The sequence below is a fragment of the Micromonospora haikouensis genome (assembly GCF_900091595.1).
Classification (GTDB): Bacteria; Actinomycetota; Actinomycetes; order Mycobacteriales; family Micromonosporaceae; genus Micromonospora; species Micromonospora haikouensis.
Genome location: NZ_FMCW01000013.1, coordinates 46,419 through 69,626 on the forward strand (window position 1 = coordinate 46,419; position 23,208 = coordinate 69,626).

General features: G+C 74.6%; 22 protein-coding genes and 3 pseudogenes. 10 read left to right on the plus strand and 15 right to left on the minus strand.

The window, feature by feature from the left end:
• Window positions 1–105: 105 nt before the first annotated feature.
• Entirely contained in the window at window positions 106–2,229 is a 2,124-nt protein-coding gene (locus tag GA0070558_RS14855; RefSeq protein WP_091279914.1) for an elongation factor G-like protein EF-G2, read from the plus strand.
• 7 nt (window positions 2,230–2,236) lie between these two features.
• On the opposite strand, the gene GA0070558_RS14860 is transcribed toward GA0070558_RS14855, so the two are convergent.
• On the minus strand, window positions 2,237–3,295 hold the full coding sequence (locus GA0070558_RS14860; protein ID WP_091279917.1) for an aldo/keto reductase: 1,059 nt from the start codon (window positions 3,293–3,295) through the stop codon (window positions 2,237–2,239).
• 74 nt (window positions 3,296–3,369) lie between these two features.
• Complete coding sequence (locus GA0070558_RS14865; RefSeq protein WP_091279922.1) at window positions 3,370–3,882, minus strand: HIT family protein; 513 nt, start codon at window positions 3,880–3,882, stop codon at window positions 3,370–3,372.
• Between the two features lie 149 nt (window positions 3,883–4,031).
• On the opposite strand from GA0070558_RS14865, the gene GA0070558_RS14870 reads away from it, so the two are divergent.
• On the plus strand, window positions 4,032–4,772 hold the full coding sequence (locus GA0070558_RS14870) for a D-Ala-D-Ala carboxypeptidase family metallohydrolase (protein WP_256091947.1): 741 nt from the start codon (window positions 4,032–4,034) through the stop codon (window positions 4,770–4,772).
• A gap of 113 nt (window positions 4,773–4,885) precedes the next feature.
• Here the strand turns inward: GA0070558_RS14870 and thrS are convergent, their stop codons facing one another.
• Window positions 4,886–6,889 carry a threonine--tRNA ligase gene (gene thrS / locus GA0070558_RS14875; protein ID WP_091279928.1) on the minus strand — a complete coding sequence of 668 codons (2,004 nt, stop codon included), beginning with the start codon at window positions 6,887–6,889 and terminating at the stop codon, window positions 4,886–4,888.
• 293 nt (window positions 6,890–7,182) lie between these two features.
• Between thrS and GA0070558_RS14880 the strand changes: the two genes are divergently transcribed.
• Window positions 7,183–8,154: a YcnI family protein gene (locus GA0070558_RS14880; RefSeq protein ID WP_091279931.1), complete on the plus strand. Its 972-nt coding sequence runs from the start codon at window positions 7,183–7,185 to the stop codon at window positions 8,152–8,154.
• 52 nt (window positions 8,155–8,206) lie between these two features.
• Here the strand turns inward: GA0070558_RS14880 and GA0070558_RS14885 are convergent, their stop codons facing one another.
• Entirely contained in the window at window positions 8,207–9,124 is a 918-nt protein-coding gene (locus GA0070558_RS14885) for an ADP-ribosylglycohydrolase family protein (protein WP_091279934.1), read from the minus strand.
• 72 nt (window positions 9,125–9,196) lie between these two features.
• Here GA0070558_RS14885 and GA0070558_RS14890 point away from each other — a divergent pair, with 72 nt between their 5' ends.
• Together GA0070558_RS14890 and GA0070558_RS14895 are read left to right on the plus strand one after the other, a co-directional pair.
• Complete coding sequence (locus GA0070558_RS14890; RefSeq protein ID WP_043962905.1) at window positions 9,197–9,886, plus strand: response regulator transcription factor; 690 nt, start codon at window positions 9,197–9,199, stop codon at window positions 9,884–9,886.
• A gap of 29 nt (window positions 9,887–9,915) precedes the next feature.
• The gene (locus GA0070558_RS14895; protein ID WP_176734217.1) at window positions 9,916–11,319 is read left to right on the plus strand and encodes a HAMP domain-containing sensor histidine kinase; all 1,404 of its coding nucleotides are present in this window, start codon (window positions 9,916–9,918) and stop codon (window positions 11,317–11,319) included.
• Window positions 11,320–11,607: 288 nt separating this feature from the next.
• Here GA0070558_RS14895 and GA0070558_RS14900 read toward each other — a convergent pair whose 3' ends face one another.
• Together GA0070558_RS14900 and GA0070558_RS14905 are read right to left on the minus strand one after the other, a co-directional pair.
• Window positions 11,608–12,633 (minus strand): adenosine deaminase, encoded by a 1,026-nt coding sequence (locus tag GA0070558_RS14900; protein WP_091279936.1) that lies wholly within the window; start codon window positions 12,631–12,633, stop codon window positions 11,608–11,610.
• Window positions 12,630–13,331, minus strand: a complete 702-nt coding sequence (locus GA0070558_RS14905) for a methyltransferase domain-containing protein (protein ID WP_091279941.1) — start codon at window positions 13,329–13,331, stop codon at window positions 12,630–12,632. Before GA0070558_RS14905 ends, GA0070558_RS14900 begins: the two co-directional genes overlap by 4 nt.
• 82 nt (window positions 13,332–13,413) lie before the next feature.
• Between GA0070558_RS14905 and GA0070558_RS14910 the strand changes: the two genes are divergently transcribed.
• A complete protein-coding gene (locus GA0070558_RS14910) occupies window positions 13,414–14,397 on the plus strand; it encodes an aldo/keto reductase (protein ID WP_091279944.1) in 984 nt (327 codons plus the stop codon).
• Between the two features lie 108 nt (window positions 14,398–14,505).
• Window positions 14,506–14,703, plus strand: a complete 198-nt coding sequence (locus GA0070558_RS14915; RefSeq protein WP_077937234.1) for a hypothetical protein — start codon at window positions 14,506–14,508, stop codon at window positions 14,701–14,703.
• 163 nt (window positions 14,704–14,866) lie between these two features.
• Here GA0070558_RS14915 and GA0070558_RS14920 read toward each other — a convergent pair whose 3' ends face one another.
• From GA0070558_RS14920 to GA0070558_RS14950, 7 genes and pseudogenes are all read right to left on the minus strand, one after another.
• Window positions 14,867–15,070, minus strand: coding sequence for a cold-shock protein (locus GA0070558_RS14920; RefSeq protein WP_007075740.1), 204 nt, complete (start codon window positions 15,068–15,070; stop codon window positions 14,867–14,869).
• Window positions 15,071–15,363: 293 nt separating this feature from the next.
• Window positions 15,364–15,636: a DUF4235 domain-containing protein gene (locus GA0070558_RS14925; protein ID WP_043962900.1), complete on the minus strand. Its 273-nt coding sequence runs from the start codon at window positions 15,634–15,636 to the stop codon at window positions 15,364–15,366.
• On the minus strand, window positions 15,633–15,989 hold the full coding sequence (locus GA0070558_RS14930) for a DUF3618 domain-containing protein (protein ID WP_091279947.1): 357 nt from the start codon (window positions 15,987–15,989) through the stop codon (window positions 15,633–15,635). Before GA0070558_RS14930 ends, GA0070558_RS14925 begins: the two co-directional genes overlap by 4 nt.
• Window positions 15,986–16,420, minus strand: coding sequence for a phage holin family protein (locus GA0070558_RS14935; protein WP_091279950.1), 435 nt, complete (start codon window positions 16,418–16,420; stop codon window positions 15,986–15,988). Before GA0070558_RS14935 ends, GA0070558_RS14930 begins: the two co-directional genes overlap by 4 nt.
• A gap of 311 nt (window positions 16,421–16,731) precedes the next feature.
• Window positions 16,732–17,913, minus strand: a pseudogene (locus tag GA0070558_RS14940) (mechanosensitive ion channel family protein); the annotation flags it as partial.
• Window positions 17,914–18,021: 108 nt separating this feature from the next.
• On the minus strand, window positions 18,022–18,846 hold the full coding sequence (locus GA0070558_RS14945) for a DUF1206 domain-containing protein (protein ID WP_091279953.1): 825 nt from the start codon (window positions 18,844–18,846) through the stop codon (window positions 18,022–18,024).
• Between the two features lie 63 nt (window positions 18,847–18,909).
• Window positions 18,910–19,275: a hypothetical protein gene (locus tag GA0070558_RS14950; protein ID WP_091279956.1), complete on the minus strand. Its 366-nt coding sequence runs from the start codon at window positions 19,273–19,275 to the stop codon at window positions 18,910–18,912.
• Window positions 19,276–19,527: 252 nt separating this feature from the next.
• On the opposite strand from GA0070558_RS14950, the gene GA0070558_RS14955 reads away from it, so the two are divergent.
• Window positions 19,528–19,815, plus strand: coding sequence for a GNAT family N-acetyltransferase (locus GA0070558_RS14955; RefSeq protein ID WP_043962894.1), 288 nt, complete (start codon window positions 19,528–19,530; stop codon window positions 19,813–19,815).
• A 213-nt stretch (window positions 19,816–20,028) separates the two neighbouring features.
• Here the strand turns inward: GA0070558_RS14955 and GA0070558_RS35205 are convergent.
• Both GA0070558_RS35205 and GA0070558_RS14960 read right to left on the minus strand, forming a co-directional pair.
• Window positions 20,029–20,298 (minus strand): annotated as a pseudogene (locus GA0070558_RS35205) (hypothetical protein); the annotation flags it as partial.
• Window positions 20,299–20,448: 150 nt separating this feature from the next.
• Window positions 20,449–21,720 (minus strand): annotated as a pseudogene (locus GA0070558_RS14960) (glycoside hydrolase family 3 protein); the annotation flags it as partial.
• 147 nt (window positions 21,721–21,867) lie between these two features.
• Between GA0070558_RS14960 and GA0070558_RS34355 the strand changes: the two are divergent.
• Together GA0070558_RS34355 and GA0070558_RS14965 are read left to right on the plus strand one after the other, a co-directional pair.
• Entirely contained in the window at window positions 21,868–21,993 is a 126-nt protein-coding gene (locus GA0070558_RS34355) for a hypothetical protein (protein WP_255378728.1), read from the plus strand.
• 143 nt (window positions 21,994–22,136) lie between these two features.
• Window positions 22,137–23,087, plus strand: coding sequence for a TIGR03557 family F420-dependent LLM class oxidoreductase (locus GA0070558_RS14965; protein ID WP_091279959.1), 951 nt, complete (start codon window positions 22,137–22,139; stop codon window positions 23,085–23,087).
• Window positions 23,088–23,208 lie beyond the last annotated feature (121 nt).

The window sequence follows — 23,208 nt, forward strand, 5'->3', positions numbered from 1 at the left end:
TCGTGCAGCCGATCACCGGAGGATGTCGCCGCGGCAGCAGCATCGGGCCGCTTCCCGTCGCGCGCGGCGGTCGTCACCCACCACCGGCCAAGGGAGGTGCGCCCCATGGCGCAGAAGAGTCAGGACAAGGGGGCCGCCGGCGGCGCGCCGACGGTCACCGAGCCCGGCGGGGTACGCAACGTGGTGCTCGTCGGGCACTCCGGGGCGGGCAAGACGACCCTGGTCGAGGCGCTGCTCGCCGCCACCGGCACGATCGGCCGGGCCGGCTCGGTCACCGACGGCACCACGGTCTGCGACCACGACCCGGCGGCGGTGCGCCAGCAGCGCTCGGTGAGCCTGGCCTGCGCCCCGCTGGTGCACCAGGGCGTCAAGATCAACCTGCTGGACACCCCCGGCTACGCCGACTTCGTCGGCGAGCTGCGCGCCGGCCTGCGGGCCGCCGACGCCGCCCTGTTCGTGGTCTCCGCCGTCGACGGGATGGACGCCACCACCGCCGCGCTGTGGGAGGAGTGCGCCGCCGTCGGCATGCCCCGGGCGGTCGCGGTGACCCGGCTGGACCACCCGCGCGCCGATTTCGACGAGGCCGTGGCGCTGTGCCAGCGGGTCTTCGGCGACAACGTGCTCCCGCTGCACCTGACCATGCTCGGCGACGACGGCGAGTCGGTGGCGGGGCTGCTCGGCCTCGTCACCCGCCGGGTCTTCGACTACACCGCCGGCCTGCCGGCGCAGGTGCGCGAGCCGGACCCGGAGCACCTGCCGGCGATCGCCGAGTCCCGCAACGAGCTGATCGAGGGCATCATCGCCGAGAGCGAGGACGAGTCCCTCATGGACCGCTACCTCGCCGGCGAGGAGATCGACACCGCCGTGCTGGTCGCCGACCTGGAGAAGGCCGTCGCCCGGGGGCACTTCCACCCGGTGCTGCCGGTCTGCGCGGCCACCGGGGTCGGGCTGGACGTGCTGCTCGACGGCCTGGTGTCGGCGTTCCCCTCGCCGCTGGAGCACGAGCTGCCCGCCGTCACCGGGGTCGACGGCTCGCCCCGGCCGCCGCTGACCTGCGACCCGTCCGGGCCGCTCGTGGCCGAGGTGGTCCGCACGACCGTGGATCGGCACGTCGGCCGGGTGTCGCTGGTCCGGGTCTTCTCCGGCACCCTGCGCCCCGAGCTGACCGTGCACGTCGCCGGCCACGGCATGGCCGAGCGGGGGCACCCCGACCACGACGCCGACGAGCGGGTGGGGCACATCTACACCCCGCTGGGCGCGAGCCTGCGCGAGGTGGGCGCGTGCGTGGCCGGCGACATCTGCGCGGTCACCAAGTCGGGCAGCGCGGAGACCGGCGACACCATCTCCGCCAAGGAGGACCCGCTGCTGGTCGCCCCCTGGGAGATGCCCGAGCCGCTGCTGCCGGTGGCCGTCGTCGCGCGCAGCCGCGCCGACGAGGACGCGCTGGCCCGCAACCTGGCCCGGCTCGTCGCCGGCGACCCGACCCTGCGGCTGGAACGCAACCCGGAGACCCACCAGCTCGTGCTGTGGTGCATGGGCGAGGCACACGCCGACGTGGTGCTCGACCGGTTGCGCGGCGGCGGCGTCGAGCTGGACACCGAGCCGGTGCGGGTGCCGCTGCGGGAGACCCTCGCCGCGCCCGCGAAGGGGCACGGCCGGCACGTCAAGCAGTCCGGCGGCCACGGCCAGTACGCCGTCTGCGACATCGAGGTCGAGCCGCTGCCCCGGGGCGCGGGGTTCGAGTTCGTCGACCGGGTCGTCGGCGGCGCGGTGCCGCACCAGTACGTCCCGTCGGTGGAGAAGGGCGTCCGGGCGCAGCTGGAGCGGGGCCTGGTCGCCGGGCACCCGGTGGTGGACCTGCGGGTGACCCTGGTCGACGGCAAGGCGCACAGCGTCGACTCCTCCGACGCGGCGTTCCAGACCGCCGGGGCGCTCGCGCTGCGCGACGCCGCCGAGAAGGGCCAGCCCGTCCTGCTGGAGCCGATCGACGAGGTGGTCGTGCGGGTGCCGGGGCACGCCGTCGGCGCGGTGCTGGGCGACCTGGCCGGCCGGCGCGGCCGGGTGCTCGGCACCGAGCCCGACCCGGACGCCGAGGGGCAGACGCTGGTGCGCGCCGAGGTGCCGGCCGTCGAGCTGCTGCGCTACGCCGTCGAGCTGCGCTCGCTCACCTCCGGAACGGGCACCTTCCGCCGCCGGTTCGCCCGCTACGAGCCCGCCCCCACCCACTGACCCGCGGTCAGGGGCGGGTGGGCGGGGTCGGCGGCATGGGCCAGTAGGGGCGGTCGGCGGAGCGCAGGGCCGCCGACCGCAGCGCCGCCAGTTGGCGTTCCACCTCGGCGAAGTGGTCCGGGGCCAGCGGGCCGAGGGCCATGGCGGCGGCGTTCTCCTCCACCTGGGCGACCGTGCGGCAGCCGGGGATCGGGATCGCGCGGTCGCTGCGGGCCCAGAGCCAGCCCAGCGCCCCCTGGGCGAGGGTGCGGCCGTCGGCGGTCAGCGCCGCCCGGACCGCGCCGACCCGGCGCAGCCACTCCGGGGCGGGCCGGCCGCTGCGGAACCACTCCAGCCAGGTCGCCGTCGCCCCCCGCACGTCGTCGCGGGGCAGGGTGGAGCCGGCGGCGTACTTGCCGGTGAGCAGGCCCATGCCCAGCGGGGCGCGGTTGATGCTGGCCAGGTCGTACTTGTCGCAGACGGCGAGCATGTCGGGGGTGTCGCGCAGCACGGACAGGTCGTGCTGCACGGCGGTGCCGAGGCGGGCGCCCTGGCCGAGGGCGTCGGCCCGGTCCACCCGGTCGGTGCTCCACCCGTACGCCCGGATCAGCCCCTCGGCGACGAGGTCGTCGCAGGCCGCGAAGAGCGCCTGCGCGCGCGGCACCGGCAGGTCGCCCAGGTGCAGCTGGTAGAGGTCGATGCGGTCGGTGCCGAGGCGACGCAGCGAGTCGACCACGGCCCGGCGCAGGTGCGCCGGCGAGGCGTCCTGCCCGGTGGCCTGGCGGGTCGGGGGGTCGAACGTGTAGCCCCACTTGGTGGCGATCACGGCCTCGTCGCGGCGGCCGGCGAGGGCCCGGCCGAGGACCTGCTCGCCGTGCCCGGCGCCGTACGTGTCGGCGGTGTCGAAGAGGGTCACGCCGAGATCGAGCGCCCGGCAGACCGCGCGGATCGACTCGGCGTCGTCGACCGCGCCCCAGCCCAGCGGCTGGGTGCCCTCGGCCCAGGGGCCGCCGATGGCCCAGCAGCCCATGCCGAGGGCGCTGACCCCGATGCCGCTGCGGCCCAATGTCCGTGTCGTCACTGCCACCGCCAGATCGTGCCACTCGGAGCGCCGCCGCGGGCGGCCGTTTCACCGGAACGAGACGACCCGGCCACGCAGGGTCAGCTCGGCCAGGCGTGGCGGAACAGGTCGCGGGTGTCGGTGAGCAGCTGGGGCAGCACCTTCGTCCGCCCGATCACCGGCATGAAGTTGGCGTCGCCGCCCCACCGGGGCACCACGTGCTGGTGCAGGTGCTCGGCGATGCCGGCCCCGGCGACGCCGCCCTGGTTCATCCCCAGGTTGAACCCGTGGGCGTTGCTGACCCGCCGCACCACCCGCATCGCGGTCTGGGTGAAGGCCGCCAGCTCCGCGGTCTCGGCGAGGTCGAGGTCGGTGTAGTCGGGCACGTGCCGGTAGGGGCAGATCAGCAGGTGCCCCGGGTTGTAGGGGTAGAGGTTGAGCACCGCGAAGACCCGCTCGCCCCGGGCCACCACCAGGCTCTCCTCAGCCGGCAGGCCGGGGGCCAGGCAGAACGGACAGCCGCCGGGCTTGTCGTAGCCGCCCTCCGGGCGGTCGGAACCGGAGACGTACGTCATCCGGTGCGGAGTCCAGAGCCGTTCCAGCCCGTCGGTCATGCCGTTGCCCGTGTGCCGTTCCTCCCCTGTCACGCCGTCGATCCTACGGTCCCGGCGGCGGATAGGGGGTGAAGAATCTTGACGAAGAGACGTTGATCAATGAAGCTTCCAGTCAGGAGGAAGCTCGACAATCGTCGATGGGAGATCACGTGAAGACCGCACTCCGCCGGCTCGGCAGGGCCCTGGCCGCCTGCGCTCTCGCCGCCGCCACCACCCTGGTGGGGCTGACCGTGACGACCGGCGCCGCGCACGCCGACGGGTGCTACACCTGGGGCCGGGCGCTGACCTCCGGCGCCACCGGCGAGGACGTCCGGCAGCTCCAGATCCGCCTCGCCGGCTACCCCGGCTACGGCGCGGTCCTCGGCCTCGACGGCTCGTTCGGCCCGGCCACCCGCTCGGCGCTGATCCGCTTCCAGCAGGCGTACGGCCTCTCCGCCGACGGCTCCGCCGGCCCGCAGACCTTCAACCTGCTGTACGCGCTCCAGGACGACGACTGCACGCCGGTCAACTTCAGCTACGCCGAGCTGAACAACTGCAACAGCGACTGGTCCGGTGGAGCCGTGTCGGCGAGCACGGCGCGGTTCAACGCGCTCGTGTCGATGTGGAAGCTCCAGGCCCTGCGGCACGCCCTCGGCGACCAGTCGATCCGGATCACCAGCGGCTTCCGCAGCTACGCCTGCAACAGCGCGGTCGGCGGCGCGTCCAACAGCCGGCACCTCTACGGCGACGGCGTCGACATGGGCTCCGGCCCGCACTCGCTGTGCCGGCTGGCCCAGCAGGCCCGCAACCACGGATTCGCGCAGATCCTCGGCCCCGGCTACCCCGACCACAACGACCACGTCCACGTCGGAGCGGCGGGCGGCTGGTCGGCCCCGAGCTGCGGCATCTGACCCGCCCTGGGCAGGAAGGGTCCCCCTCGCCCGGCAGCCGCCGAGCGGCTCACCGGCGACCGCCGTGAGAGGGGGACCCTTCTCTACCGAATGCGTTAAGAGGGGGCCCTTCCTTACACCTGGGCCGACGGGCCGGCGTTGGTGCGGGAGTTGACCACGTCGAGCACGTGGGCCACCGCCTCGTCGACCGGCACGCCGTTGCGCTGCGAGCCGTCCCGGTAGCGGAACGACACCGTGCCGGCGGCCACGTCGTCGTCCCCGGCGATCACCATGAACGGGATCTTCTGCTGCTGGGCGTTGCGGATCTTCTTCTGCATCCGGTCGTCGCCCGCGTCCACCTGGGCCCGGATGCCCTCGGCGCGCAGCGCCGCCACGAACCCGTGCAGGTAGTCGGTGTGGTCCTCGCGGATCGGGATGCCCACCACCTGCACCGGGGCCAGCCAGGCCGGGAACGCCCCCGCGTAGTGCTCGGTGAGCACGCCGAAGAACCGCTCGATCGACCCGAACAGCGCGCGGTGGATCATCACGGGCCGCTGCCGGGTGCCGTCGGCCGCCTGGTACTCCAGGCCGAAGCGCTCCGGCAGGTTGAAGTCGACCTGGATGGTGGACATCTGCCAGGTCCGGCCGATGGCGTCCTTGGCCTGCACGGAGATCTTCGGTCCGTAGAAGGCCGCGCCGCCCGGGTCGGGCACCAGGTTGAGGCCGGACTCCTGCGCCGCCGAGCGCAGCGCCTCGGTCGCCCGCTCCCAGTTCTCGTCGGTGCCGACCGACTTCTCCGGGTTGCGGGTCGACAACTCCAGGTAGAAGTCGTCCAGGCCGTAGTCGCGCAGCAGTTCGAGCACGAAGGCGAGCAGGGACTTCAGCTCCCCGGCCATCTGCTCCTCGGTGCAGAAGATGTGCGCGTCGTCCTGGGTCATGCCCCGCACCCGGGTCAGGCCGTGCACCACACCGGACTTCTCGTACCGGTAGACCGTGCCGAACTCGAACATCCGCAGCGGCAGCTCGCGGTAGGAGCGGCCCCGGGACCGGAAGATCAGGTCGTGCATCGGGCAGTTCATCGGCTTGAGGTAGTAGTTCGCGCCCTCGACCTCCATGGGCGGGAACATGCCGTCGGCGTACCAGTCGAGGTGCCCGGAGACCTCGTACAGGTGCCCCTTGGTGATGTGCGGGGTGTTGACGAAGGAGTAGCCGGCCTGCTCGTGCTTGATCCGCGAGTAGTTCTCCATCTCCCGGCGGATGATCCCACCCTTGGGGTGGAAGACCGCCAGGCCGGAGCCCAGCTCGTCGGGGAAGCTGAACAGGTCCAGGTCGACGCCGAGCTTGCGGTGGTCGCGGCGGGCGGCCTCCTCCAGGAGCTTCAGGTACGCCTTCAGCTCGTCGCGGGTCGGCCAGGCGGTGCCGTACACCCGCTGCAGCTGCGGGTTCTTCTCGCTGCCCCGCCAGTACGCGGCGGCCGACCGCATCAGCTTGAACGCGCCGATCAGCCGGGTGTTCGGCAGGTGCGGGCCCCGGCACAGGTCCGACCAGCAGACCTTGTCCTCCTTGGCGGCGAGGTTGTCGTAGATGGTCAGCTCGCCGCCGCCCACCTCCATCACCTCGGAGGAGTCCAGCCCCTCGCCCTTGACCTCGATCAGCTCCAGCTTGAACGGCTCGGCGGCCAGCTCGGCCTTCGCCTCGTCGAGGCTGGCGAACCGCCGCCGCCGGAACCGCTGCCCGGACTTGACGATCTCCTGCATCCGCTTCTCGAGCTTCGCCAGGTCGTCGGGCTGGAACGGCTTGTCGACGGCGAAGTCGTAGTAGAAGCCGTTCTCGATCGGCGGGCCGATGCCGAGCTTCGCGTCGGGGAACACGTCCTGCACCGCCTGGGCGAGCACGTGCGCGGTCGAGTGGCGCAGCACGTTGAGCCCGTCCGGGGTGTCGAGGGCGACCGGCTCGACGACGGTCTCCTCGGCGGGCGCCCAGTCCAGGTCGCGCAGGTTGCCCTGCGGGTCGCGGACCACGACGACCGCCTTCGGGCCGGCGGACGGCAGCCCGGCCGCGGCCACCGCGTCGGCCGCCGTCGTCCCGGCGGCGACGACGACGGGGTCGGCCACGACGGGGGTACGGGGTGCGGACACGGTGACTCCTCCAGAGGACGACAAACAGCGGCCGACCGGCCGCCCCCGCTGATGCTAGCGGGCAAGGAAGGGCCCCTTCTTATCGCATTCGGTAGTGGAAGGGCCCCTTATTAACGCCGAGGGCCGGGCGACGCGGCGCACGGCGGCGGCGGGCACGGGCGGGCCGGCGGGCGGGCACGAGCGGGCACGAGCGGGTGTCGGATTGAACCTTTCGGCCGCGCCAGCCGAACTACCGGGTGGGGCCGGTGTCGGAAGCGGCCGGAGGAAGACGAAGGGCAGGGTCGAGGGTGGCGATGATCCGTAGGCACAAGCGAGGGCTCCGGATGTCGGCGTCGGCCGTCCTGGCCGTCGTCGCGGCGACGCTGGGCTGGGCCGGCACGGCGCTGGCGGCGGACGTGACGAGCACCCCCGAGCAGGCCCGCCAGGGCGACCCGGTACGGCTGGAGATCGTCGTGCCCGAGGAGCGCCCGGGCACCCGGACCGATCGGGTCGAGCTGCGGCTGCCGGCGGCGGCGCCCGTGGGCGAGGCGTACCCGATGTCGGTGCCCGGTTGGGCGCCCCGGATCACCACGCGGAAGCTGCCCGAGCCGATCCCCGGCATCCACGGCACGACGATGGACACGGCCACCGCCTCGGTGGTCTGGACCCGGGCCGAGGGCGCGCCCGCCGGCCCCGCCCGGCTCGCCGTCTCGATGGGGCCGCTGCCCCAGGCCGACCGGATGGTGTTCGAGGTGGTGCAGACGTACTCCGACGGCACGGTCGTGCGCTGGGCGGACCCGGCCGGCGGTGCGCGGCCCGCACCGGTGTTGACCCTGCTGCCGGCGGCGAGCGGCCACGGCGGGGACGGGGCCACCGGCGCGCACGGCGGGGGCCCGTCCGACACGACGGCGGCCGGCGAGGCTCCCACGCCGGCCGTCGCCCTGTCGGACGGTGACGCCGCGGGCGACCGTGGGTTCACCGATGCCCTGCTGGCGGCGGGGCTGGTCGCGGGGCTCGGCGGGGGCGCGGCGCTCGGTTGGCTGGCGACCCGATGGCGGCGACGGACCGACCCGGTGGGGGTGACCGCGCCCGAGGGCGACGAGCTGCGCCGGATCCTCGACGGCGACCCGACGCCGCCCGGCGGGGACGAGGTCACCGACGCCGCCGAGGCCACGCGCGGAACCGACAAGCCCACGCCCGAAACCGACAAGCCCACGCCCGAAACCGCCGGGGCCACGCCCGCAACCGTCGGAGCGCTGGAGGAGCCGCAGCCGGTGGGGCGGTAGACCGGCCAGGCAGCGGGTGGCCAGGCGGCGGGGTGGGGGCGGCGACGGGCGGTCAGGCGAGCCAGTCGGGCAGGGGCTCGCGGGCGGCGAGCCAGTCGGCGGGTACGCCGCCCGGCGTGCCGACGCCGGTGTGGGCGGCCACGACCGCCCCGACGATGGCGGCCGTGGTGTCGACGTCCCCGCCCGCCTCGACGCAGGCCCGGATCGCGGCCGGGTAGTCGTCGAGGTGCGTCGCCGCCGCCCAGAGCGTGAACGGCACCGTGTCCTGCGCGGTCACCCGGGAGCCGTTGCCGAGCGCGTCCACGGCGACGGCGAGGGGGCGGCCGAACAGGCCGGCCGCGCGGCGTACCCCCTGGTGCACCTCGCCGGGGTCGAGGGCCGCGGCCACCGCGGCGAGCAGCCGCGACGGCGGCGGGCGGTCCCCGTCGAGGCGGGCCCGGGTGGCCAGGGCGGCGGCCACCGCGACCGCGACGGCGCCGGCGATGCCCTCCGGGTGGGCGTGGGTGACCTCGGCGGAGGCCCGGGCCTGGGCCGCCGCCTGCCGGGTCGAGTCGGCGAACCACGCACCGAGCGGGCCGACCCGCATCGCCGCGCCGTTGCCGCACGAGCCCTGCCCGTCGAACGCGGAGGCCGCGGCGACGGGCCACGGCGTGCCGGTGCGGATCAGGCGCAGGATGGTCACCGCGCCGGGCCCGTAGCCGCGGTACGGCTCGCAGCGGTGCGCGAAGGCCAGCGCCAGCCGGTCCCGGTCGATCTCACCGACCTCGGTCAGCTCGGCCACCACGGAGCAGGCCATCTCGGTGTCGTCGGTCCACTGCCACGGCGGCGGCGGGAACCGGCCGGCGGCGAGGTCGCCGGGCCGCCGGCCCGGCACGAAGAACTGCGAGCCGAGGGCGTCGCCGACGGAGAGGCCGTGCAGGCTGTCCCGGGCGAGCGCCGCACGGGTGTCCGCGAAGAGCGTGAATGGCATGGCCGTACCAGCTTGCCCGGTCGCCGGGTGCGCCGCAACGCGCCCGCTTGCCATCGCGAGTACGGTGCTGACGTGGCCACGGTGCTCCTGGTCGAAGACGACCACGTCGTACGCGGCGCGATGCTGCGGTCCCTCGCCGACCGTGGGCACGCCGTGCACGCCGTGGGCACCGCGCTGGACGCGCTGCGCCGGGTCGCGGCCCAGACCCCCGACCTGGTGGTGCTGGACCTGGGCCTGCCCGACCTCGACGGCTCGGACGCCCTGCGGATGCTGCGCGGGATCACCGACGTGCCGATCATCATCGCCACCGCCCGCGACGACGAGCAGTCGGTGGTGCGGCTGCTGCGGGCGGGCGCGGACGACTACATGGTCAAGCCGTTCACCGGCGCGCACCTGGACGCCCGCATCACCACCGTGCTGCGCCGGGCGGGCCGGGCCAGCCGGACGGTGCAGCCGGCCGTGCACACCGTCGGCGGCCTGCGGGTGGACGTCGGGGAGCGCAGCGCCCTGCTCGACGGGGTGCCCCTCGCGCTGACCCGCAAGGAATTCGACCTGTTGGCGTATCTCGCCGCCCGGCCCGGGCGGGTAGTGTCCCGCCGGGAACTCTTGGAGGAGGTATGGCGGCAGCCGTCGGTCGGCGAGGACCAGACCATCGACGTTCATCTGTATTGGCTGCGTCGCAAAATGGGCGAGTCCGCGGCGAAGCCGCGCTACCTGCGCACCGTGCGGGGGGTGGGCTTCCGGTTGGTGGCCCCGGACTGAGGGGCGCGCTGGCCTGGCTCACGGCCGGCATGTGCACCCTCGTCGCGCTCGCGTTCCTCATCCCCCTCGGCATCAGCCTGGGCGAGCGGACCCGCGAGGAGGCCATCGCGGACGCCGCCCGGCGCAGCGCGCTGGTCACCGGGGCCCTCGCGGTCAGCACCGAACCGCCCGTCGTCCAACGCGCCGTCGAGGCCAGCGGCGACGACCCGGCGACCCGGCCCGTGGTGCACGGGCTGGGCGGTGACGACGCGGCCGGCCGGGCCGACGGGGCCGCGCTGGCCCGGGCCGCCGCCGACCGGCGTTCCGTGGTCACCGACGTGCCGGGCGGGGTGCTGCGGCTCGACCCGGTGGTGCTGGGCGACTCGGTGGCCGTGGTCGAGGTGTTCGTCCCGGACGCCACCCTCGACGAGGGCGCCACGGGCCGGTGGCTGCTGCTCGCGGCCGTGGCGCTGGCGCTGGTGGGCGCCGCCGTGCTGGTGGTCGACCGGGTCGCGGCCCGCACGGTCGACTCGACCCGGGGGCTCGTGCAGGCGGCCCTCGCCGTCGGCGACGGCGACCTGGGGGTACGCGTCGAGCCGACCGGCCCGCGCGAGCTGGCCGAGGCCGGGTACGCGTTCAACCGGATGGCCGACCGGCTGGTGGCGGCCCGCACCGACGAGCGGGAACTGGTGGCCGACCTGTCGCACCGGCTGCGTACCCCGCTGACGGTGCTGCGGCTCGACGCCGACGGGCTGGACTCCGACGACACCAGCGTCGGCTCGTTCACCGAGGCGGAGTTGGACCGCCGGCGCGCGATCCGGCGGATCCGGCAGGCGATCGTCACCCTGGAAGGCGAGATCGACGTGCTGATCAACACGACCCGTAAGGCGGTCGCGCACGAGGCCGGGCCGGCGATGTGCGACGTCAGCGAGGTCGTCCGGGACCGGATGGTGTTCTGGTCGGCCCTCGCCGGTGACCAGAACCGGCCGCACCGGGTCAGCGGCGCGCAGCTGCGCATCCCGGCGCCGGTGCCGCGCGCCGAGCTGGCCGCCGCGCTCGACGCGGTGATCGGCAACGTGTTCCGCTACACCCCGCAGGGCACCGCGTTCGAGGTGGCGGTCTCCCGCCGGGACGGGTATGTCGCGATCCGCATCGACGACGCCGGCCCCGGCATCGCCAACCCGGACCGGGCGCTCGCCCGGGGCGCCAGCGACCAGGGCTCCACCGGCCTGGGCCTGGACATCGCCAAGCGGGTGGCGTTGCAGGCCAACGGGTCGGTGAGCATCGACCGGGCCCGGCTCGGCGGGGCCAGCGTGGTGATGCTGCTGGCCGACCCGGAGGCCGTCCCGCGGCAGGTCAACCGGTTCGGCCTGGTCGGGCGGATGGCCCGCGACGCGCGGGAGCCGAAGGCCGAGGGCCGCCGCTGGACCCGCCGACGCCCGTCGGACGGCTGACCACCCCGGCTGCGCTGCGGCTGGCCAGCCGCCGGCCCGGGGCGCGGCCGGTTGTGCGCAGACGCAAGTCTTCCTTAGATCCGGATTAACCACGGCGGCACGCCGGGCGCGCGGTGGCAGGATCGGGGGCGAACCCATCAGTTCCACCGGCCATTCCGGGATCTCCTCCGGTCGGTGGAGCCGTGCGCGCGGCGGGAGTGCGGTCCCCCCACAACCTCCTCCCGCCGCGCGCCAGCCCGGATCCGGGAGCTTGTCGGCCCGCGCTCCGGCGGGCCGACAAGCCCCCGGTCAGCCGGCCGACGCGGCCAGGTAGCCGTCGATCTCGCCGGCCAGCCGCGCCTTCTCCCCCGGCGACAGGAACGACGCGGTCACCGCGTCGGTGGCCAGCGCCGCCAGCCCCTGCGGGCCGAGGCCGAGCAGCCGGGCCGCCACCGCGTACTCGTCGTTGAGGGTGGTGCCGAACATCGGCGGGTCGTCGGAGTTGATGGTGACCAGCACACCGGCCTCGACCAGCCGGGGCAGCGGGTGGACGTCGAGCGAGGCGACAGCCCGGGTGCGCACGTTGGAGGTGGGGCAGACCTCCAGGGCGATGCGGTGCTGCGCCAGGTGGGCCAGCAGCTCGGGATCGTCGGCGGCGGAGATGCCGTGGCCGATGCGTTCCGCGCCGAGGTCGCGCAGCGCGTCCCAGACGGTCTGCGGGCCGGTGGTCTCGCCCGCGTGCGGGACCGAGCGAAGCCCGGCCGCCCGCGCCTGGTCGAAGTACGGCGTGAACTGGGGCCGGGGCACGCCGATCTCGGGGCCGCCCAGGCCGAAGCTGATCAGGCCGGCGGGCTGCTCGTCGAGGCAGATCCGCAGGGTCTCCTCGGCGGCCGGCAGCCCCGCCTCGCCGGGGATGTCGAAGCACCAGCGCAGGGCGATGCCGAAGTCGGCCTCGGCCCGCTTGCGGGCGTCCTCGATGGCCTCGCAGAACGCCGGGGCGGGGATGCCCCGGCGCACGTGCGAGTAGGGCGTCACGGTCAGCTCGGCGTACCGGACCTGCTGGCGGGCCAGCTCGCGGGCCACCTCGTGGGTGAGGATCCAGACGTCCTCGGGGTCGCGGACCAGGTCCACCACGCTGAGGTAGACCTCGATGAAGTGGGCGAAGTCGCGGAAGGCGAAGTAGTCGGCGAGGGCGTCCGGGTCCGCCGGCACCGGGCTGGCCCCCTCGTGGCGGGCGGCCAGCTCGGCCACGATGCGCGGCGACGCGGAGCCGACGTGGTGCACGTGCAGCTCCACCTTGGGCAGGCCGGCGATGAAGGCGGACAGGTCGGTCACGGGCTCTCCTCGGGAGGGTGCGGCGGGCGGGCACCGGTGCGGGCGACGACGAACACGCGGCGGAACGGGAAGCACACCCGCCCCTGCCGGACCGGGTACGCCGCCGCGAGGCGGGCGGCGAGCTGGGCGCGGAAGTCGGCCCACCGGGCGTCGTCCAGGGCCGCCCGGACGGGGCGCAGGGCGGTGCCCTCCATCCAGGTCAGCACCGGGTGGTCGGCGTCGGCGGGGGCCGGCAGCAGGTGCACGTACGTACTCTCCCAGGCGTCGACCGCGCAGCCGGCCCGGGTCAGCAGCGTGGCGTAGCCGACCGCGTCGTCGACCGGATCCTCGCGCAGCGCCGGGGCGAGCGCGGCGGCCCACCGGGTCAGCAGCTCCCGGTGGCCGGGCACCCACTGCAGCAGCGCGTTGCTGACCACCACGTCGACGTCGGGGGCGGGCCGCCAGTCGCGCACGTCGCCGACCGCGAAGTCCACCGGCGCGTCCAGCGCGACGGCCCGGTCGATCATCTCCGCCGAGGCGTCGAGGCCGGCGACGCGGGCGTGCGGCCAGCGGGCCGCCAGGCTGGCGGTCAGCGTCCCGGGCCCGCAGCCGAGGTCCACCACGGCCCTCGGCCGCTCGGCCGGGACCCGCGCGAGCAGGTCGTGGAAGGGCCGGCCCCGCTCGTCGCGGTAGCGCAGGTACGTCGCCGGATCCCACATCGCGCCTCCAAACCGTACGTCCGTCTTGTTTCAAGGTACGGCCCGCCGCACGGCCGGACAAGCCGATCACTAGGCTCGGGGCATGGAGCAGCGCACCTTTACCCGGCTCGGACGGCACGTCGGCGTGGTCGGGCTCGGCGCCTGGCAGCTCGGCGCGGACTGGGGACGGGTCGACGAGGCCGACGCGATGGCCGTCCTGGCCGCCGCCGTGGACTCGGGCGTCACGTTCGTCGACACCGCCGACGTCTACGGCGACGGGCGCAGCGAGCAGTTCATCGGGCGGTTCCTGCGGTCCCGCCCCGACGCGGGGCTGACCGTGGCGACGAAGATGGGCCGCCGGGTCGAGCAGCGGCCGGAGGCGTACACGGCGGAGAACTTCCGGGCCTGGACCGACCGGTCCCGGGCCAACCTCGGCGTGGACACCCTCGACCTGGTCCAGCTGCACTGCCCGCCCACCGCCGTGTTCTCCGACGACCGGGTCTTCGACGCCCTCGACGCCCTCGTCGCCGACGGGCGCATCGCCGCGTACGGGGTCAGCGTGGAGACCTGCGACCAGGCGCTCACCGCGATCGCCCGGCCCGGCGTGGCCAGCGTCCAGATCATCCTGAACGCGCTGCGCCTCAAGCCCCTCGACCGGGTGCTGCCGGCCGCCTCGGCCGCCGGGGTCGGCATCATCGCGCGGGTGCCGCTGGCCAGCGGCCTGCTCTCCGGCCGGTACGACGAGCACACCACCTTCGCCCCCGACGACCACCGCACCTACAACCGCCACGGCGAGTCGTTCGACGTCGGGGAGACGTTCTCCGGGGTGGACTTCGGCACCGGGCTGGCCGCCGTGCGCCGGCTCGCCCCGCTGGTCGGCACGGGCCGCACCATGGCCCAGTTCGCGCTGCGCTGGGTGCTCGACCAACCCGGCGTCACGGTGGTCATCCCCGGTGCCCGCGACGCCGAGCAGGCCCGGCGCAACGCCGCCACGGCCGGCCTCGCGCCGCTGACGCCCGACGAGCTGGCCGCCGTGCGGGACACCTACGACGAGCTGATCCGGCCGCAGGTGCACGACCGGTGGTGACCCGCCCGGCGGCGGTGCTCGCGAACCGCGGTGACGACGCGGATGCTGGAACGACGCGCATGCTGGACCGGGCCGGCGGGCCCGGCCGGTGAGCGGAGGGGGGACGCGATGAAGGGGTGGCTCCGGCTCACCCTCGGCCTGCTCGCGATGGTCGTCGGCGCCGTCTGGACGGTGCAGGGCCTCGGCTACGTCGGCGGGAGCATGATGACCGACCAGCGGATCTGGGCACTGCTCGGCCCGGTGCTGGTCCTGATCGGACTCGCGGCCCTCTGGTACGGCCTGCGCGCCCGACGCCGCCGCCCCTGACCGCCGGCCCACGGTGGTGGGGAGGCGGGTCGCGACCCGGTCCCGGCGGGATCGCCCCGGGGTGGGGCGGGCACGTGAAAAGCCCCGCATCCCGAACGGGACACGGGGCTTGACTTGATCCGGGTCGGATCATCCCCTCGGCCGGCGGGCCGGCCACGGCTGCTCAGATCGGGCGGACCTGCTCAGCCTGCGGGCCCTTCTGACCCTGGGCGATCTCGAACTCCACCCGCTGGTTCTCCTCCAGCGTGCGGTAGCCGCTGGTCTGGATGGCCGAGAAGTGGACGAACACGTCAGCACCCCCGCCGTCGACGGTGATGAAGCCGAAGCCCTTGTCTGCGTTGAACCACTTCACGGTTCCCTGCGCCATGTGTATCTCCTTCTAAAACTGGCGGCCGAGCACGCCGTGCGGCCGATTGGCCGTTTTCGAGCAGCGGCGCCTGAGGCGGCCCCCTGTGCAGGAGACTTCTCTCAACCCACGCTGTCTCGCAACAGCGTGGAACAGCAAACCACGTAGCGAAAACTCTGCACAGCCTACCGGACGAAATTCTTCGACATGTGACCTGAAGGACGCCCGAATTCCGACCTCCCGGGCCCTTCCCGCACGCACGAAGGCCCCCTTCCCGGTCACCCGGGAAGGGGGCCCACGCCTGTCCTGGCTGGTCAGTCGGGCCAGCGGCCGGTCAGCCGGCGTACGCCCACCGCGCCGCCCCGGTCGACGGCCGCGCGGACCACCGAGAAGATCGCGCCCTGGAGGGCGGCGGCGGCGAGGATCTCGCCCCAGCCGCGGTCCTCGTCGGTCGCGCTCGGGGCCTCGCCGTCGCCGGCCGTCACCTTCCAGACCTGCCGGAAGATCACGCCCGCGACCGCACCGGCGGCCAACCCCATCAACACCCCGACAGGCTTGTACGCGGCCCTGCCGATGCCCTTGCTCACCTGCGCCTCCCCCGGACGATCAACAGCACGATCATGGTAGCCACCGCGCCGGCGGCGACCGCCGCCCACGGCACCGGGCTGCGGCCCAGCTCCGCACCGGAGGCGGCCCGCTCCCGGGCGGCCTCGGCGCCCTGGGCGGCCTGCCCGCGCACCCGGGCCACGGTCTGCGCGGCCTGCTCCCGCATCCGCTCTCTGGCCTGCTCGGCGGAGGAGCGCAGCCGGGCCTTCACGTCGGCCTTCGCGGCCAGCGCCTCCATCGTCTCGCCGAGCTCCACCCGGGTACGCCGGATCTCCTCGCGCAGCGCCTCGGTGTCTCCCGTGCCGTTGGTGCCGTTGCTCGCGCCGCCCGTCATGCCCGTGCCCTGTCCTTCACCGCGGCGGTGACGGTGTCCACGTCCGCCCGGACGCTGCGCACCGCCGCCGCCGGAACCGGCGGGACCGCCTGGCCGACCTGCTTCTTGCCGACCAGGGCGAGGATCCCGGCCGCCAGGAAGAGCACCACCGCGACGATCAACGCGGCCGCCCAGGCCGGCACGACCAGCGCCAGCAGCAGGATCGCGGCGGCGATCAGCGCGCCCAGGCCGTAGAGCGCCAGTGCGCCGCCGCCGCCGAAGAGGCCGATCCCGATGCCGGCGTGCTTGCCCTTCTGGGTCAGCTCCGCCCGGGCCAGGGCCAGCTCGTCGCGGACGAGTCGGGAGACCTGCTCCGTGGCCCGCTGCACGAGTTCGGCGGTGGACGGCTCGCTCCCGGTCCGCGACGTGCGGTGATTCGCGACGTCAGCCATGCTGTCCTCCTTTCGTCATCACCGCGCTGTATGCCCGGAGTCGCCGCCCGTCAATCCTGCGCGGGGCGGCCAGTCGCACTGACCGCGCCGCGCAGCAGTCCCCGGGAGACGGCCGTTCAAACCCCGCCCGGCCCCGCGACGGGGCGGCCGGCCTCCCGCCGGTTCAACGCCCCGCCGCCGCGACAGGACACGTCGCGCCGTGCACGCCGTCAGCGCGGGGCGGCGGCGTGGTTGTCGGACGGGGCTGCGCCGTGGTTGCCGGACGAGGCCGGGGCGTGGTCGTCGGGCGTGGCCGGGGCGTCCGGGCGGGCGGCGGGCTCGTCCGGGCCCACGAACGCCTCGCTGCGGGCCGCGCCGTCGTCGCTGCCGCCGAAGACCCGGGCGTCGTCGGGCACGTCCGCCTCGGCGCGGCGGCGCGCCGGGCGGCGGGGCTGCACCGCCTGCCAGGGCAGCGCGCCGGACGCGTCGCCGACCTCGGCACGCATCCGGGGCAGCGCGGTCGGGCGGTGGTCCCGCACCCAGCCGACCAGGTGCTCCCGCACCAGGCAGCGCAGGTCCCACAGGCTGCCGGCGTTCGCCGCGCTGACCAGCGCCCGCACCTTGATCAGGCCGCCCGTGGCGTCGGTGACCTGCAGGACGCAGACCCGGCCGTCCCACAGCTCGCTGCCCTCCACCAGCCGGCGCAGCTCCTCCCGCATCGCCTGCACGTTGATCGACCAGTCGACGTCGAACTCGGCGGTGCCCAGCACCGCCGCCTCCGTACGGGTCCAGTTCTGGAAGGGCTTGCTGGTGAAGTACGAGGTGGGCAGGATCAGCCGGCGGTCGTCCCAGATCTGCACGACGACGTAGCTGAGGGTCAGCTCCTCGATGCGGCCCCACTCCCCCTCGACGACCACCACGTCGTCGAGGCGTACCGCGTCGCTGAAGGCGAGCTGGAGGCCGGCGAAGACGTTGCCGAGCAGGCTCTGCGCGGCGAGCGCGGCCACCACACCGACCACGCCGGCGGAGGTCAGCACGCCGGCCCCGACGCCCCGGACGCTCGGGAAGGTCATCAGCATCACGCCGACGGCGAGGATCACGATCACCGCGATGGTCAGCCGGCGCAGCATCACCACCTGGGTACGCACGCGGCGGGCGTGGCGGTTGTCCGGCACGTCGACCCGGAACCGGGCCAGGGCGACGTCCTCGACCACCACCAGCAGCGAGGCGACCAGCCACGACAGGGTGGCGATGATGCCGAGCACCAGCGCGTGCAGCACCACCTGCCGCCACGGTGTGCCGACGGCGTAGCCGGTGGAGAACCGGACGGCGAACTGCACGGCGAGCACGGTCGCGGCAACCTGGAACGGGCGGTGCGCGTGGTCGGTCAGCTCGGTCATCAGCAACGAACGTCGGCCGAGCCGACGGGTCGTCCGGTGCACCACCTCGGCGAGGAAAAGGGCGATCGCCGCCGCGGCGAGCGCGGCGACGATCGTCATGAGGTAGCTCTGCACGGGTGTCTCTCCCCCTTCAGCGGGCCCCTTGATCCGGGCAAAGGCCCAATGGTGCCCGCTGTCCGCCGTGTCGGCCAAGCCGGGCCGAGACCGGCCGGGCCAGGACGATCACACCTTGCGGTACCGGGACTGGAGGAAGCAGTACACGCCGAAGCAGGCGATGCCGAGGGCGACCAGGGCGAGCAGGAACGGGCCGTACGACTGGTCGCGCAGGGTGCGCAGCGCGGCGTCGAGGCCGCGGGCCTTCTCCGGGTCGTAGTTGACCGCGGCGACGACCACCAGCAGGCCGGCGATGCCGTACGCGACGCCCTTGGCGATGTAGCCGGCCGTGCCGAGGCGCAGGGCCAGGGTCCGGGTGTGCGCGTTCATCTCGCCGGTCTTGAGGTGCTTGCGGAACTTCTTCTTCCAGCCGTAGATCACCAGGCCGACGCCGATCGCGGCGAGCACCAGCCCGGCCAGGCCGACCAGCAGGCGACCGCCGCCGGACTCCATCAGCTTGCCGGTGAGGGCCTCCTGCTGGTCGGCACCGCTCGACCCGGCGTTGGAGAAGACCTTCCAGGCGGTCCAGGCGAAGTAGAGGTAGACGAGGGTACGGGCGGCGGAGGCGATCCGCTCGAAGAGCCGCTCCCGGCCGCGCTCGGCGCGGTGCCCGACGGCGGCCTCCAGCGCCTGCCAGATCGCCATGGCGAGCATGCCGACGGCGATCGCGACACAGAGGAACTTGCCCATCGGCTGCTCGGCCAGGGTGCTCAGCGCACCGGTCTGGTCGCCGTCCTTGCCGCCCGAGTCGCCGAAGGCGATCTGCAGGGCGAGCCAGGCGAACAGCAGGTGCACGACGCCGTAGCCGATGAAACCGGCCCGGGCGAGTAGTTCGAGCCACCGGCTGTTCGCGGCCTGCGAGGCGGTGGCTTCGGCGTTTCGGGTGAGTGACATGGCGCCTCAATCTCCGATTGCGGAGATCCCCAAACGTCGGCCACCGCCCGCGCGGCGCCCTGGCTAGCCGTTGGGATTGCGCGAGACGCGGATCACGACCTGCTCGTTGGTGACGCTGTCCAGGGTGACGGCGAAGCCGCCGACCTCGGTGGCCTGCTGGCCCACGGTCAGCGACAACTGCTCGCCGGCGACCTCGACGGTCACCTGGTCGCCCTGGGCGCCGACCAGCTTGGCCTCGACGCCGAGGATGGTGGCCCTGGCCTCGACGCCCCGGTCGAAGGTCACCGCGCAGGAGTCCAGGGCGCAGTCGGTGGAGGCGCCCTCGGAGCTGCACCCGGCGAGCAGGGCGACGCCGAGTGCCAGGCCGGCCAGCAGGCCGGCGGCGCGGCGGGTGGGGGTGGACGGGGAGGTACCGCGTCGGTTCGTCACGCGATCAAGGGTACGAGACCCCCGCGACCCGCCCGACGTGCAAGGAAGGGCCCCTTGTTAACGCCTCCGGTAGAGAAGGGCACCCTTCTCACACCCCGCACCGGCGGCAGGCCGCCCGCCGCCGGGAGCGGGCCGGCGGCGGGCGGGGCAGCCAGCAGCGGGCAGGGCTGACGACGCAGCAGTTGGCCGCCGCCAGGCGCGGAGTGGGGGTGAATTGGACCGGGCGGCGGGTGGCGGGGGCAGAATGGCCGGGTGAGCTTCCTGGTCGAGGACAATCCCGCCCGCCACCGCTTCGAGATCCTGGTCGACGACGCGCTGGCAGGGTTCACCGCGTACCTGCCCCGGGGCGAGGTGCTGATCTTCACCCACACCGAGGTCGACGCGAAGTTCCAGAACATGGGTGTCGGGGCGGCGCTGATGCGGGCCACCCTGGACCAGGTCCGCGAGCGCGGCGGCCGGGTGGTGCCGAGGTGCCCGTTCATGGCGGCCTTCATCGAGCGCCACCCCGAGTACGCGGACCTGGTCACCCCCGCCCCCTGACGGCCGCAACGGCACCTGATCCCGCCGCGCCCAGCCGAAGCCGGGCCCAGCCGAAGCCGGGCCCAGCCGAGGCCGCGCCCAGCCGAAGCAGAGCAGCAGGCACCGTCGAGCAGCAGCCGCACCCGAGCCGCAGACGCCGCCGGGCAACAGGCACCGCCGGACAGCAGACCCCGCCGGCAAGCAGGCACCACCGAAGCCCCTCCGGCAGAGGGTTCAGCCGACCACGGGCTCGGCCACGCCGGTCAGCGGCATCGCGGCGGCGAGTCCCGTGCCGGCCAGCAGTTCGGCGGCGGCCAGGGCACCGGCCCGGGTCGCGCCGTGGGTGGCTACGTGCACGGCGCCTGTGACGAGGGCCGGCACGCCCAGCTCGACCACCACCGCGTCCGGGCGGGCGACGAGGGCCCGGGCCACGGCGGCGCGCATCCAGTCGTGCCGGTGCAGGTCGCGGACGACCAGCACCAGCGGCCGGCCGGCGGCCCCGGCGACAGCACCGGCAAGAACTCCGCCGGCAGGACCGGCAAGAGGTCCGCCGGCAGCGCCGGCAAGAACTCCGGCGGCACCGGTAGCAGCACCGGAAAGAGCACCAGCAGCACCGGCGGCAGCACCAGCAGGAGCAGCGCCGACCGCCCCCACGGGGACGTCACCGAGATCGTCCGCGCCGAGGCGGACCGCGGTGGTGCCCGGGAGCAGGGCGGCCAGCGGGGCGGCGATCCCCCACGGGGTCTCCGCGCCGATGGCGATGTTGCGGGGCGGCTCGAACTCGACCACGTGCGGGGCCCCGGCCAGCGGCAGGGCCCCGGCGGCGCTCGCCGTGACCCGTACGGCGCGGCGGGCGGCGGCCAGCCCGATCGGGGAGCCGCCGGGCGTGACGGTGGGGCGGGACGGGGCGTCGGCCCGGGCGGCCACCGTCCAGGCGGCGAGCTGGCCGACCCGCTTGGCCGCCTCGGCCAGCCGTTGTTCGGGCAGCTCGCCGGAGACGACGGCGGCGACGATCGCGTCGCGCAGCTCGCGGGCGGCGTCCTCGTCGGCGCGTTCACCGCCGACGCAGATCGCGTCCGCTCCGGCGGCGAGGGCGCGGACCGCCGCGCCGGCGAAGCCGTACCGGTCGGCGACCGCCCGCATCTCCACCGCGTCGGTGACGATCACGCCCGAGAAGCCCAGTTCCTCGCGGAGCAGGCCGCCGAGGATGCGGGGGCTGAGGGTGGCCGGCAGCCGCGGGTCGAGGGCCGGCACGAGGAGGTGGCCGGTCATCACCGCCTGCACCCCGGCCGCCACGGCGGCCCGGAACGGCACCAGTTCGGCGGCGTCGAGCTGTGCGCGGCTGCCGCCGATGCGGGGCAGGTCGTGGTGGGAGTCGACGCGGGTGTCGCCGTGGCCGGGGAAGTGCTTGGCGCAGGCGGCGACGCCGCCGGACTGGAGGCCGCGTACCCAGGCGGCGGTGTGCCGGGCGACGAGGTCCGGGTCGGCGCCGAAGGCGCGTACCCCGATCACGGGGTTGGCGGGGTTGGAGTTGACGTCGGCGTCCGGGGCGTAGTCGAGGGTGACCCCGACGGATGCCAGCTCGCGGCCCAGGTCGCGGGCGACCTCGGCGGTCAGCTGCGGGTCGTCGACGGCGCCGAGGGCGAAGTTGCCGGGCCGGGAGCTGCCCCGGCCGGACTCGATGCGGGTGACGTCGCCGGCCTCCTCGTCGATGGCGACGATCACGTCGGGGCGCTCGGCGCGCAGCGCGGCGGTGAGCGCGGCGACCTGGTCGAGGTCGACGATGTTGCGGGCGAAGAGCACCACCGAGCCGAGCCCGTCGCCGAGCCACCGCAGGACCCACGGCGGCGGGGTGGTGCCGACGAATCCGGGTTGCAGGACGGCGGCCGCCAGGCTCGCCAGGTTCCCCGTCGGTGCGCTGCTCATGCGGCTGCCGTACCCCCGTCTTGTGCCGTGTCGGACCGGCCGCGGGCCGCGGCGGTGCTGCCATGGTCACATCACCGCCGGCAAATAGTCAATAAACCTTACTGTTACTGTCTGGCGCGGTCCGGCCCTTCGTGGGAGAGTTCCCACATGCCTGTCCCGCCGCTCGCCGACGCCACCAGCGCGGCCGACGTGCCCGGCGTCCGCCTGCTCGGCCTGATCGTCGGCGGCCTCCTGCTGCTCGCCGCGATCCGGGCCATGTTCGGCCGGCGCTGACCCCACGGCCGCCGCCCGGCGGGCGGCACCGGCCCGCCACCACGGCCGCCGCCCCGCCGCGCCGGGTTCACCCCTTGGCCCATGGGGTACGGCTGTCGTCGTGCCGCCGGTGCGCCGCGCGCCGGGCACGGCGAGGGGGAGCGATGAGGATCGGCTACTTCCTGTCCAGCGAGGAGCTGACCCCGGCGCAACTGCTGGAGCAGGCCCGGGGTGCCGAGCGGGCCGGCTTCGAGGCGCTGTGGATTTCCGACCACTACCATCCGTGGACGGACGCCCAGGGCCAGAGCCCGTTCGTCTGGTCGATGATCGGGGCGCTCAGCCAGGTCTGCTCGCTGCCGGTCACCACGGCCGTGACCTGCCCGACGGTGCGTATCCACCCGGCGGTGCTCGCCCAGGCGGCGGCGACCAGCGCCGTGCTGCACCAGGGGCGGTTCGTCCTCGGGGTGGGCTCCGGCGAGGCCCTCAACGAGCACATCTTCGGCGACGCCTGGCCGCAGGCCGACGTGCGGTTGGAGATGCTGGAGGAGGCCGTCGAGGTGATGCGCGAGCTGTGGCGGGGCGGGTTCGTCAACCACCACGGCCGGCACTACACCGTCGAGCACGCCCGCCTCTACACCCTGCCCGACGGTCCCCCTCCGGTCTATGTCTCCGGTTTCGGCCCGAAGGCCGTCGACCTGGCCGCCCGCATCGGCGACGGGTACGTCAGCACGTCGCCCGACGCCGACCTGGTCCGCCGGTTCCGCTCCGGCGGGGGCGGCGACAAGCCGTGCCAGGCCGGCTTCAAGGCGGCGTACGCCGACAGCGAGGACGCCGGCGCGGCGATCGCGTACGAGCGGTGGCCCAACGCCGGCGTGCCGGGCGAGCTGTCCCAGGTGCTGCCCTCGCCCCGGCACTTCGAGCAGGCCGGGCAGCTCGTGCGGCCGGAGATGATGAAGGAGTCGTTCGTGTGCGGCGACAGCGCCGACGCGCACCTGGAGATGATCGACCGGTACGCGCAGGCCGGCTTCGACGAGGTCTACGTGGCCAACACCGGCCCGCACCACGAGGGGCTGTTCGAGCTCTACCGCACCTCCGTGCTCCCCCGGCTGCGCTGAACCGCCGCGGTCCGTGCGGTGTTAGGAAGGGTCCCCTGTGCAACAGAAAGCGTTAACAGGGGGCCCTTCCTTCCTCCCGCCGGGTTTCGGGGGTGATCGCTTCGGGTACCTCCGGCCCTCG